This is a genomic window from Candidatus Pelagibacter sp. PS_06, assembly GCF_059418045.1.
The window spans coordinates 368,914-380,801 of sequence record NZ_CM182078.1 but is presented as its reverse complement, the minus strand read 5'-3'; the positions used below and the strand labels follow the sequence as shown (position 1 = coordinate 380,801).

Annotated in this window: 11 protein-coding genes; 5 read left to right on the top strand and 6 right to left on the bottom strand. The window is 32.7% G+C overall.

Translation table 11 applies throughout. The annotated features are described in order from the left end of the window. Nucleotides 1–7 precede the first annotated feature (7 nt). A complete protein-coding gene (locus AC5SLZ_RS01690) occupies nucleotides 8–382 on the top strand; it encodes a cupin domain-containing protein (protein WP_028037226.1) in 375 nt (124 codons plus the stop codon). On the opposite strand, the gene tmoV is transcribed toward AC5SLZ_RS01690, so the two are convergent. The 6 genes from tmoV to tmoX form a co-directional block, all read right to left on the bottom strand. Next, nucleotides 379–2,532, bottom strand: coding sequence for a trimethylamine N-oxide ABC transporter permease protein TmoV (tmoV, locus tag AC5SLZ_RS01685; protein ID WP_028037227.1), 2,154 nt, complete (start codon nucleotides 2,530–2,532; stop codon nucleotides 379–381). The two genes, AC5SLZ_RS01690 and tmoV, sit on opposite strands and share 4 nt — an antisense overlap. A gap of 3 nt (nucleotides 2,533–2,535) precedes the next feature. Next, nucleotides 2,536–3,567 carry a trimethylamine N-oxide ABC transporter ATP-binding protein TmoW gene (tmoW, locus tag AC5SLZ_RS01680; protein WP_494615893.1) on the bottom strand — a complete coding sequence of 344 codons (1,032 nt, stop codon included), beginning with the start codon at nucleotides 3,565–3,567 and terminating at the stop codon, nucleotides 2,536–2,538. Nucleotides 3,568–3,631: 64 nt separating this feature from the next. Further along, on the bottom strand, nucleotides 3,632–4,183 hold the full coding sequence (locus AC5SLZ_RS01675) for a hypothetical protein (RefSeq protein WP_028037229.1): 552 nt from the start codon (nucleotides 4,181–4,183) through the stop codon (nucleotides 3,632–3,634). Beyond that, on the bottom strand, nucleotides 4,184–4,561 hold the full coding sequence (locus tag AC5SLZ_RS01670; protein ID WP_028037230.1) for a hypothetical protein: 378 nt from the start codon (nucleotides 4,559–4,561) through the stop codon (nucleotides 4,184–4,186). It abuts the gene before it with no gap. Between the two features lie 32 nt (nucleotides 4,562–4,593). After that, the gene (locus AC5SLZ_RS01665; protein WP_494615892.1) at nucleotides 4,594–5,019 is read right to left on the bottom strand and encodes a hypothetical protein; all 426 of its coding nucleotides are present in this window, start codon (nucleotides 5,017–5,019) and stop codon (nucleotides 4,594–4,596) included. A 135-nt stretch (nucleotides 5,020–5,154) separates the two neighbouring features. Then, nucleotides 5,155–6,099 carry a trimethylamine N-oxide ABC transporter substrate-binding protein TmoX gene (tmoX, locus tag AC5SLZ_RS01660; RefSeq protein ID WP_028037232.1) on the bottom strand — a complete coding sequence of 315 codons (945 nt, stop codon included), beginning with the start codon at nucleotides 6,097–6,099 and terminating at the stop codon, nucleotides 5,155–5,157. A 114-nt stretch (nucleotides 6,100–6,213) separates the two neighbouring features. Between tmoX and AC5SLZ_RS01655 the strand changes: the two genes are divergently transcribed. The 4 genes from AC5SLZ_RS01655 to AC5SLZ_RS01640 all read left to right on the top strand — a co-directional run bounded on the left by AC5SLZ_RS01655 (nucleotide 6,214) and on the right by AC5SLZ_RS01640 (nucleotide 11,871). Continuing rightward, nucleotides 6,214–8,541, top strand: coding sequence for a trimethylamine N-oxide demethylase (locus AC5SLZ_RS01655; protein WP_028037233.1), 2,328 nt, complete (start codon nucleotides 6,214–6,216; stop codon nucleotides 8,539–8,541). A gap of 5 nt (nucleotides 8,542–8,546) precedes the next feature. Further along, entirely contained in the window at nucleotides 8,547–8,897 is a 351-nt protein-coding gene (locus tag AC5SLZ_RS01650; protein ID WP_028037234.1) for a hypothetical protein, read from the top strand. Nucleotides 8,898–8,999: 102 nt separating this feature from the next. Beyond that, nucleotides 9,000–10,328 carry an NAD(P)/FAD-dependent oxidoreductase gene (locus AC5SLZ_RS01645; protein ID WP_028037235.1) on the top strand — a complete coding sequence of 443 codons (1,329 nt, stop codon included), beginning with the start codon at nucleotides 9,000–9,002 and terminating at the stop codon, nucleotides 10,326–10,328. A 73-nt stretch (nucleotides 10,329–10,401) separates the two neighbouring features. Continuing rightward, complete coding sequence (locus tag AC5SLZ_RS01640) at nucleotides 10,402–11,871, top strand: glutamine synthetase family protein (RefSeq protein ID WP_028037236.1); 1,470 nt, start codon at nucleotides 10,402–10,404, stop codon at nucleotides 11,869–11,871. Nucleotides 11,872–11,888: the final 17 nt, after the last annotated feature.

The following is an 11,888-nucleotide window of genomic DNA, read 5'->3' as shown; positions in this document are numbered from 1 at the left end:
TTATTATATGATATTTGTAAACAACCTCAAATCTGTCTCTGATCAAGAGTGGTCATCCACTGAAAAATATCCAGGTGTTAGGTGGAAATTTTTAATTGATGCTGATTATACAAAAAGTTCTGGGCTTTCTCTTGGTTTTGCCGAAATCGCACCAGGCGGAGATTTAACACTCCATTATCATTCACCTGCAGAAATATATGTGGTTACAAATGGTACAGGTATACTAAATAAATCTGGGCAGCTTGAAGAGATTAAGAAAGGTGATGTAGTTTATATAGCTGGTAATGCAAAACATGCTTTAAAAAATAATGGAAAAGAAACTTTAGAATTTTATTGGATTTTTCCAACAGATCGTTTTTCAGAAGTTAAATATTTATCCTAATTTATACCTAGGTGTTTTTTTCGTTGATCTACCCAGGTTCTAATTAGATTATCAAAAATCAAACCTATAAAAGCAACACAGATCCCAAGCGTTAGTCCTATACCAGCTCCCTTTTTATCTGATAATGCTTTTAAAATATATTGTCCTAAATCTTCCGTTCCAATAAAAGCCCCTATAATTACCATGAATAAAGCAAATACAATGGTTTGATTTAACCCAAGCATCATATGAGGAAAAGCTAGAGGAAATTCTATTTTAAATAATCTTTGAAATTTCGTTACACCTGACATTGTTGCTGCATCATGCAAAGCAGTAGGAACACTTCTTAGACCTTCTATAGTATATCTTGTAGCAGGTATTGTTGCATAAACTATAACTGCAATTAAAACAGAAGTATCAGTTATTCCAAAAAGCATCATTACTGGTATTAAATATACAAATGATGGAAAGGTTTGAAAAATATCACAAACACCTAGCATAAAACTTGCTGAATTTTTATTTTGAAAACATAATGTTCCAACCGTAAATCCAATTATACAAGATATAACAACCCCAAAAGTTGCCATATAAGTTGTCACTAAAGCTCTGTCCCACCATGGGCTTAAAGCGATAAATAATGTTAATCCACAAACGACTAAAGCGGAACGAATACCACCTATAATATATCCTGCGCCAACAACTAAAACCAATGTAGCTACAGCTGGCATTCTTAAATATAAAGCACGCATCGGCTGAAGCACATCTACAATCAACCATGTATTAAATGCTTTTATGTAAACAAAGAATGTATCAAAAATCCAATCAACACCTTTATTCCAAAAATCAGCTGTTGAAATTCCTTTGTTGTGTGGAACTTCAAAAAGATAATTATATCCTTCTTTAAAATAAAAAGATCCTAAGTAAGCAAATAAAATTCCTAATATTATTGCCACTATGAAAAAGAAAGTATTTTTATGACGTTGAAAAAATGTCAGGTTACCAAAATAATCAATTTGTTTATTAGCCCAAGCTAATGACATTTTATCTAATAATATAGCAATCAAACTAATACATAATCCCGCTTCTAATGCTAATCCTATGTTCAGCTGATTTAATGCTAGCAATAAATTAAATCCCAAACCTTTTGCTCCAATAAAAGCTGAAATAACTGCCATAGAAAAACACACCATGATAACTTGATTCACTCCAATTAGGATATCTCTTCTAGCTGTTGGAATTAGTACCTTTGTCATTAGTTGCCAATTATTGCATCCACTCATTCTTCCAGCTTCAATTACTTCTGGAGGTATTCCTCTAAGTCCTAACAAAGTTAATAATATCATTGGCGGTACCGCGACGACCATAGTTATAATTACTGCCGCATGATCACCAACTCCAAAAAGAACAATTGCTGGAACTAAAACTGCATATTGAGGCATAGTCTGCATTACTAAAAGTATTGGATATAAAGCTTTTTCAACTCTTTTACTTTTAAATGCCGCAATACCCAAACCTAAACCAAAAATAAAAGATAATGGTGCTGCAACCAATATAAAAGAGAGTGTTTGCATTGAAGGTTTCCATTGACCAAAAATAGAAATGTAAATCATCACTAATGCAGCAAAAAATGCTAATCCTTTACCACTGAGTTTGTAAGATAAAATCGTTGCTCCTGCTGCAACGATTGTCCATGGCAACCCTGGTAATTCAGCCCAAGGATTTGCATCAATCCAATCCCAACTAGAAAATGCAACAATTGTATTAAGCCCCCCTAGCAAAATTTCTCTAATTAAATCAATAAGAAAAGTCATAAAAGAGGTTACATTTCGTGTAATTTGCAACACTAAAGGTCGAGTTTTAAATTCTTGAGTATCTTCGTTCCAAAACTCCATTGGCATCCACTCATTCATTAAAAAAAATAAAGAGTCATTTATCCAAATAGGTAACCAGCCTAAAAGTGGTGGCAATCTCCAAAAAACGTCAAAAGCGTAATATCTTACCTCTTTACCGAATAAAACATATGAGCTTTGGTTAGGGTCTTTAATAAATTCTGCTTGTCCTCTTATAAATTTATATGTTTCAGGAACATCAATCGCAAAACAGAGTGCAAAAAATACAATTAATAAAAATAACCACTGAAATAACTTCGGATTTTTTTTTATAAATTCCATATTTTAACTATTATTTTTACGCCCTCCAAAGACCGTATTGATTATTTTTGATGGATTAATAGAGCCTATAATCTGATTGTTACTATCTATTACGGCTACTGTTTTTTCTTGAGTTAGAATTTTTTCTGCAACATTCTCTATAATCTCATCTTTTGAAACTTTTAAATCACTTAAATTATCTTTAGTAGTTACGTCCATAACATCTTCGATCAGGAGAACTTTTTCTCTAGGAACTTCTTCGGTAAATTTTCTCACATACTCTGTTGCTGGATTTAAAACAATATTTGCTGGTGTATCTAGTTGCTCAATAATACCGTCCTTCATAATAGCAATTCGATCTGCTAACTTTAAAGCTTCATCAAAATCATGAGTAATAAACATAATTGTTTTTTGTAATTTTTCTTGCAGCCTTAAAAATTCATCTTGCATTTCTTTTCTGATTAAAGGATCTAAAGCAGAAAAAGGTTCATCTAAAAACCATATGTCTGGTTCAACAGCTAACGATCTAGCAATACCTACTCTTTGTTGTTGACCTCCCGAAAGTTCTCTTGGAAAATAGTTTTCTCTTCCATCAAGACCAACAAGTTTAACCATATCCATTGCTTTACTAATACTATCCTCGGTTTTAATTCCCTTAATTTGAAGAGGAAAAGCAATATTTTCTACAACTGTTTTATGAGGTAACAGTGCAAAGCTTTGAAAAACCATCCCCATCTTATTACGTCTTAAATCAATTAACTCCTTATTATTTAATTGAAGTAGGTCTTGACCCTCTATAAAAATTTTTCCACCAGTTGCATCTGTTAATCTTGATATGCATCTTAATAAAGTTGATTTACCTGAGCCAGATAAACCCATTACAACTAACATTTCACCTTTAGAAACTTCAAAAGAAGCATTGTTTACACCAACAATGCATCCGTTATCTTGAAAAGTTTTTGCATCGACATTGCCATTAGCTGCCTTAAGCATTCTATCGGCATTCTCACCAAAGATTTTATAAACACCTTCGCATTTAATTATTGGGTCAGACATAAATTGTAAATAGGTTATACGAAATTAGAATAAAATAAAATCGATATAATCTGTTTTTTCCTCCTTAAAAATTTTTGATAAAATAAACTCTTGTATCAATACCTGTGCTTAAAAAACTTAAAGCTTCACCACTAACAGTGATTGTTTCATCTAAACCAACATTTTTCCCACTTACTATAAACCCTGCAAAACATTTATTTTTTTCATTATCCCATTTAACAAACGTTTCACTAATCTTATTGCCATTCATCGTATACAGCTCATGTGCTCTAAAATTTAGAAAATTGGCTCCCATAATTGCACGTTGTGGAATAAGTTTTGTAGCATTACAAACCTTTTCATACACTTCATCAGTTAATCTAAAATGATCAGTTCCATCAAAAGATACTAAAATTCCTGAGGGAAGACTTGAAATTAGCTTATCTAGCTTTCTTGCTTGAGCTATTCTTTCTTCTTCAATTTTCATTTTTGCAACTAACTCATCTCCTTCACCAAAAATATTGTTCAAAATAGCAAAAGAGGAGATTACAATTATTATCATTATTACCAAGCCACCAAATTGCTTTATGATTTCTGGTAACTCTTTTATTTTATAAAAATAATTTTCTTTTGACATTTATTCTTGCAACTTTCCATTTATCCATGTTCCTGTTTTTTGTTTTCCATCAGACCAAGTAAAAGTTCCTTCTCCATTCATAAAACCATTGGTCCATTGTCCCTGATAAGTTGAACCATCAGGAAAACTTAAAGTTCCTAAACCACTCCAAATACTATCTTTAAATTCACCTTTATAGATATATCCATTTGGCCAAGTTTCAGTTCCTTGACCATGTTTTTTTGTACCAACCCACTCACCTTCATAAGTTGTTTTATCTGTATATACCCACTTACCATAACCATTTTCACAATTTCCTTCTTTACATCCAGTGCTTCGTGCTAAAGCTGAAGATGTTATTAATAAACTTAAAATTATGCTAATTAGATATTTTTTCATTTTAATACTTTACACAAAATCATATAAAAAAATCAGGCTTTTTTTTCCTTTTTACTACATGAATAAAATGAAATATCTTTCTCAGAGTTTTCGCTTTTGATATTTCTTGTAATTTCATGAATTAATTCACCAGATTTTCTATCTATAATCGCTGACTCAGAATAATTTTTTTTTTTATCAACTGCTTTAAATAAAACTACATCTTTATTTACAATCTTAACATTTAGCCTATCTGATTTTGAAAGAAACGATGACAGCCCTTTGATAGAAAGTTGTTCAGGTTTAATTGCTTCGATTTCAAATTTATCTAAACCTTTTTCATCTAAATCTTTAGCTAAAAAAGTTTGATAATTATATTCTGAATTTTTAATTATTTTTTTATCTAAATCACACACAAAGGTAAGTTTTATATTTTCTTGAATATTTATATCATTAGCTAATGACGAATTAAAAAACATAAAACTTAATAATATGGAAAATAAATATTTTAACATTATTTCAAACTTTTTTTAATTTTACTTAGCTCAACTCTAAAAAAAAATCCCCCCCAACATATTGTTGGGAGAGATTTATTATTTTGTTTGCTTTTGACCTTACTTAGTAAAAGCTTGCCAAACACTCTTGTTATCAGCTAACCATTTTTTAGCTGCATCTTCATGAGTCATTTTGTCAACGTCAACTAAAGCTGCCATTGCACCAATTTGACTTGTAGAGAATGACATTTTTTTGAACGCTGCAGCAGCTGCAGGATGAGTTTTTGGAAAATCACCATTTACAGCTTTTTTCAAATAACCATCTGGCGAACCACATTTACCGTCACCACCATCTTCTGGTCTGCAACCAGCAGTATATGGAGGAAAGTCTATAAATGTAAAACCAGCACCATCTGTAAAGTTTGGTGTCCAGTTAAAGATAATTGTTCCTCTTCCTTCTTTCTCAGCAGCTGATAATTCTGCCCAAAGTGCATCTGCACTTCCTGCAAATTTAACCATCCAAAGATCTCCTAAACCTAAAGCATCAACCCTTTGAGGTATTAAATCTCCATGCCAAGTTTGTGGGCCTTCCAGCATTCTTCCTTTTCCACCTGAGTCAGGTGTTACGAAATTTTTCGCACATGCAGGATTTTTTAAAGCAGTCCAATCTGGTAGACCAGGACATAATCCTTTATCAGTAACCCAGTTAGGATAACCCATATCCTCTAGAGTTCTTGCTTCGTGATCACCCCAATCAAGTAAACCACCTTTATCTAATGCTGTAGTAAATGACTTACCAAAAGCAGATTCCCATACTTCATGAGAAATAGATACGTCACCAATTCTAATTGACTCGTATACAGCTTGAGAGTCAGCATTTACATAGCTAACATTGTTACCCATACTTTCGAAAATTCCACCTATAACATAAGCCATTACAATTTGGCTTGACCAGTTATGAGTTGGGATTACGATAGGTTTTTTGCTATCTGCTGCGTTAGATATTCCTGAAAAACTTACTACAGAAATTATCAGAGCAGATATTAATGATGTTATTTTTTTCATTTTTTACCCCTCTATATTAATATTAATAATCAAAGTATGTTCTTAATTAAACTTCTAGTCAACAGATTTTGATTATATTATGCTTCATAAAAAAACATATAAAAAGCTAAGTAGATGTTAGGAACTAGCAACGAAATAAAAAATCCAGGGTTAAGAGTTTTACCACCAGGAGTTGAAAGATATTTTGTCAAAGGTGGAGGTTTGTCTGTAATAGAAATTTTTGCAGAAGATAAAATTGATATTATTAATGAAGAAGGAAAACAAATTTGTGAAATAATTGTTTTTGATACTAATGGTAAACCCGATCTATCAATCTTAAATTTGAAACAAAATGCAAATGCAGATTTCTCTAAAAAAGTAATTGCAAATGATGAAAAAATTACAAAAATTTTTAAGAAAAGAAATCTAGATCTCAACAAAGCTAAATCATCAATTATATTCGATGAAGATTGTCTGATGGGAGAAAAAATAACAGTTACATCTAAAGATAAATGTTTTGTTTTAATAGCAGCACCTGGTGACCCATTAAATGTTCATGAGCAAAATCCACCAACTGATTTAACAATTTTTGTAAATAGAGCAAAATTTTCAGAAACTGATGAACAATTTATTTTACCAGAACCTTTAAGTGATCCAATAGTTGAGCAACTTGTTAAAAGAAGAACTGCAGAAACTTATGAAGTAAAAGCAGGAGAATATATTCAAATTATAGACACTGGTGGAAGACAGTGCTCTGATTTTTTAGCTTTTGATACCCATAAATTAAATGACGGGATTGAAAGTATAATTGACGATAAAGCCACAAGAACTTTTATGGGTAGTGCTTATCCAGGTCCAGGATTGTTTTCAAAATTTTATGATGGGGATCATGAAGCAATGGTTGAGGTAGTAAGAGACACAGTTGGAAGACATGACACTTTTAATTTAGCCTGTACTTCTAAATACTATGAAGACTTAGGCTACATGGGGCATATCAATTGCACGGATAATTTTAATAAAGGTTTAGAAAAATACGATATTAGTGCTCGAAAAAGTTGGTCAGCTATAAATCTTTTTTTTAATACAGCTATTGATGCTAATAATGTTGCAACATTTGATGAGCCGTGGTCAAGACCTGGAGATTATGTTCTATTTAGAGCATTAAAAGATTTAACGTGTGTTTCGTCTGCTTGTCCTTGTGATGTTGATGCTGCTAATGGGTGGAACCCTACTGATATATTTGTTAGAACTTACGGAAAGAATAATAAGTATTCAAAAGCAATTGCATTTAGAATGAAAACAGACTCAGAACCAAAACTAACTCAAGAAACAGGTTTTCATAAAAAAACAGCTGAACTAACTAGAAATTTTGTTGAATACAAAGGTTTTTGGTTAGCAAATAATTTTACTAATTCAGGAACAATAAAAGAATATAACGCTTGTCGAGAAAGTGCGATAGCAACAGATCTTTCTCCGCTTAGAAAATTTGAAATCTTAGGTCCTGATGCAGAAAATTTAATGCAATACACTTTAACAAGAAATGTTAAAAAATTATCAGTAGGTCAAGTTGTCTACACTGCGATGTGTTATGAAAATGGATGTATGTTGGATGATGGTACGTTATTCAAATTTGGACAAGATAATTTTAGATGGATTGGTGGAGATGAATACAGTGGTGAGTGGTTAAAAGAACAAGCTAAAAAGAAAAATTATAAAGTTTGGATAAAATCTGCAACAGATCATATTCATAATATTGCTGTTCAAGGCCCAAACAGTAGAAAGATTTTAGAAAAATTTGTTTGGACTGCTCCTATCCAGCCATCAATAACTGAACTTGAATGGTTTAGATTTAATATTGCAAGAATAGATCATGAAACAGGAACACCAATTGTAATTTCTAGAACAGGTTATACAGGAGAACTTGGTTATGAAATATGGTGTCACCCAAAAGATGCTGGAGAAGTTTGGGATAAAGTTTGGGAAGCTGGAAAAGAATTTGACATAACACCTTTAGGTTTAGAGGCTTTGGACATGGTTAGAATAGAAGCTGGTTTAATTTTTTATGGTTATGAATTTGATGATCAAACAGATCCTTTTGAAGCTGGAATTGGTTTTACCGTTCCACTTAAAACTAAAGAAGATGATTTTATCGGCAAAGACGAATTAATTAAGAGAAAAGCAAATCCACAAAAAAAATTAGTAGGATTAGAATTAGTCGGTCACGAACCTGCTGCACATGGAGACTGTGTTCATGTGGGCCGTGCACAAATTGGTGTAATAACTAGTGCTATGCTTTCTCCAAAACTAGGAAAGAATATTGCTCTTTGCAGAATAGATGTAAAATATTCTGAAATTGGAACTGAAGTTGAAATTGGAAAACTAGACGGACATCAAAAAAGAATTGGGGCTAAGGTTATTGCTTTTCCATTCTACGATCCGACAAAATCTAGAGTAAGAGCTTAAGTTTAATGCCTAAGGATAAAAAAACTCTTTTAAATTTCTGGGAAGATCAAATGAAGCAGTCTCACACTTCTAGTAATTATTTTTTTAGAAAGTCACCTTCCCATTATCACATGATGCTATTAGTGATGTCAGCTTATAAAGAAAATAAAAAATTATCTGTAGAGAAACTTAAAACTAAGCTATTTAAAACTTCTAGACCAAAATCTGCATTAATCATTACTGAAGCTTGTGAGAAAGGATTCTTTCGTCTTGAAAAAACTTCAACTGACCAGAGAATTAAAAATATAATGCCCAGCGAGTCCTTCATTAACGAGTTTAATGATTATTTAGTTACACTTAAAAACATAAGCTATTAGCCATTAATTTATCAAAATTTCAAAGTATATATTTTTTATATATAAATTTTAGTTCTATAAATAATTATATTAATTAGTATTACCAAAAAATAATGTTTTGTTATGTCAACATTACCTTCAAAAGCAAAAGTAGTTATTATTGGTGGTGGTATTCATGGTTTGAGTACTGCTTGGAAACTTTCAGAAACATATAAAAATCCTGGGGATATTGTAGTTCTTGAAAAAAAAGATATTGCAGCAGGAGCAAGTGGTATTGCTTGCGGAGTAGTTAGAAATAATTATTTCCAACCAGCAATGAGAGAATTAATGGCTCACTCTGTTTCTGTTTGGGAAAGTGATCCAAAAGCATTTAAATATAATGCAGTAGGTTATTTGCAAATTTCTCCAGAAGTTATGCATGAAGATGTTGCAACAATTTACGAGCAACAAAAAGCTATCGGTTACGATTCAGAATTTATAGAAGGTGAAAAAGATTGCACAAACTACATGAAGGGTATGTTTGATGATTGGCAAGCTCAAGGTATTACTTCTGTTCTTCATGAAAAAAAAGGCGGCTACGCTTTTAATAAAGATTCAATTAAGGCACTTGAAAACAAATCTACTTCAAACGGTGTTCAAGTAATGAAAGGTGTTACAGTTACAGGTTTCAAAAGAGGGAGTAATAGTAAAGCAGTTACTGGAGTTGAAACTGATAAAGGAACTATTGAGTGTGAACAAGTAGTAGTTGGTGCTGGGCCTTGGGCTAGAGACTTTTGGAATATGCTAGAACTTCCAAAAACTGCAAACATCAAAGGTAAAGATGGTAAAATGCACGAAACTGACATGTGGACGTATTGGATGCTTCAAGAAGGTGTAATTGGTGTTGATGCAGACTTTTTAAAGATGAATAACGGACAACAGCCTCCTGTAATTCATGTAGATTCTACTGCACCATTATATTCAGATAAAACAAAAAAATTAATCACAGATAAAATTTGGGGAATATATTACAAACCAGATATTGAAGGTTTAGGAGTGCAAGGTGGAACCTCTCCTTACATAGTTGATAAACATTTTGATAAAGTTAATGTTGATCCATACGGTTTAGACTCTCCTGAATTTCAAACAACTGAAGCCTTTAATGATATGTGGTGTTCTGCTTTAGCTCATTGTCAAAAAAGATTTGAAGGCAAATCTGATCTTTATAGAAAAGGACCTTCTGGTGGTCTTGGATGTATGACGCCAGATTCATTTCCAATCTTTGATAGATTTTTAGAAAACGTTTACATGATTGCTGATGCAAATCATGGTTACAAAATGATTGGTGTTGGTGAACTTGTTGCAAAAGAAATTCTTGGTACTGAGAGTGATTTATTGAAACCGTTTAGATTCAACCGTTACGAGAAAGGTGAACTTCACCCCACATCGAACAGTCCGTTTCCTTGGAGTTAAACTTCAAGCCTAGACACTAATAAAAATTTCAGCTACCTTTGAATAAATTATAATTCATTAAGGGGTGAAATAAATGACTGATCTAGACAAACACGTTAACCAACCCGGCAGAGCCAAACTAGTAAAACAAGTTAGAGCTAAAATTGATGAGCTTGGTATCGAATATATTTTTTTTCAATTCATATCTGTTACAGGTAGAGTTGTTGGAAAAGGAATTCCAACAGATCATTGGGAAAGAACATGTGAAAAAGGTTTTCAATTAGTTTACGGTGCAACAGCAAACTTATTTACTGATCGTCATGGCAATTATATTGGCTATGGACCTGAAGCTAAGGAATTAGTTGGTATCCCTGATCCTGAAACATTTTGTCAACTTCCTTGGGATAAAAAAGTAGCAAGAGTATTCGTTACTTGTTTCAGAAATAGAGAAGAAAGAGAAAATCCAGGTGCTCATTTAACCTCGGATTGCAGAGGAAACCTTAGAATTCACGCTCAAGAATTTAAGAAAAAGCATGGTTATCAATTAAGAGTTGGGACTGAGCCAGAAATGATGTGGCTTACAAAAAATGAAGATGGTACTCCAACTGGAAAAGGTTATTCAAAACCGTATTGCTATCACATTGACCAATTTGAGTCTTTAAGACCAGTTTTTATGCAAGTTATGAAGTATGCAAGAGCTATGGGTCTTGATATGATTCAAGGAGATCATGAAGATGCACCAGGACAATTAGAATTGAACTGGATGTATGATGATGTGTTAAGAAATGCAGACAGGCTTTCAACTTACAGACAAATTTGTGCTCAAGTTGCAAGAGAGTTTAATTTAATCGCCTGCTTTATGACAAAACCATTCATGGGAGTGTCTGCAAGTGGTTGTCATACAAACATGTCATTATGGACAGGTGGAAAAGATAAAGTAAATAAATTAAGTCATAAATCTATTCCAGCAATGGATGAAGTATTTACTTACGTTGAGGGTGGAACAAATACATTTATGCCAGATACAAAAGACGTGCAGCTGCCAGGTAAAGTTGGCTTAAAAGCTATTGGTGGTGTTATGAAACACCTTGGTGCTTTAACTGCAATTGGATCTTCAACAGTAAACTCTTATAGAAGATTGTGGGACACAGGTTTTTGGGCACCAGTTTATGCAGACTGGGGATATCAAAATAGAACTTGTGGATTAAGAGTGTCAGCTCCTGGAAGATTTGAATATCGTTCAGTTGACTCGATGCACAACCCTTATTTAATGGGCTCTGGATTATTAAAATGTTTTGAGGACGGAATATCAAATAATATTGATCCAGGAAAACCTGAATCGCGAAGTATGTATGAGGCTCAAGCAGCTGGAAAAGAAGTTAAAAAATTACCTTTAAGTCTTGGTGAAGCATTAGATCGCCTATCTGAAGATGAGGTTATCAAATCAGCTATGCCAGATGAGATGTATAAAGTATTTCATTGGTATAAAAATGATGAATGGGAAAGATTTTTAGGTGCAACAACTCAATGGGATCTGGACACTTATCTTGATTGTCTACCGTAGGTCTTAAAATTAAATAA

Bases quoted from the DNA above. Each gene is read 5' to 3' on its own strand.
- AC5SLZ_RS01690 (WP_028037226.1), top strand. From the start codon at position 8: ATGATATTTGTAAACAACCTCAAATCTGTCTCTGATCAAGAGTGGTCA.
- tmoV (WP_028037227.1), bottom strand. From the start codon at position 2,532: ATGGAATTTATAAAAAAAAATCCGAAGTTATTTCAGTGGTTATTTTTA.
- tmoW (WP_494615893.1), bottom strand. From the start codon at position 3,567: ATGTCTGACCCAATAATTAAATGCGAAGGTGTTTATAAAATCTTTGGT.
- AC5SLZ_RS01675 (WP_028037229.1), bottom strand. From the start codon at position 4,183: ATGTCAAAAGAAAATTATTTTTATAAAATAAAAGAGTTACCAGAAATC.
- AC5SLZ_RS01670 (WP_028037230.1), bottom strand. From the start codon at position 4,561: ATGAAAAAATATCTAATTAGCATAATTTTAAGTTTATTAATAACATCT.
- AC5SLZ_RS01665 (WP_494615892.1), bottom strand. From the start codon at position 5,019: ATGTTTTTTAATTCGTCATTAGCTAATGATATAAATATTCAAGAAAAT.
- tmoX (WP_028037232.1), bottom strand. From the start codon at position 6,099: ATGAAAAAAATAACATCATTAATATCTGCTCTGATAATTTCTGTAGTA.
- AC5SLZ_RS01655 (WP_028037233.1), top strand. From the start codon at position 6,214: ATGTTAGGAACTAGCAACGAAATAAAAAATCCAGGGTTAAGAGTTTTA.
- AC5SLZ_RS01650 (WP_028037234.1), top strand. From the start codon at position 8,547: ATGCCTAAGGATAAAAAAACTCTTTTAAATTTCTGGGAAGATCAAATG.
- AC5SLZ_RS01645 (WP_028037235.1), top strand. From the start codon at position 9,000: ATGTCAACATTACCTTCAAAAGCAAAAGTAGTTATTATTGGTGGTGGT.
- AC5SLZ_RS01640 (WP_028037236.1), top strand. From the start codon at position 10,402: ATGACTGATCTAGACAAACACGTTAACCAACCCGGCAGAGCCAAACTA.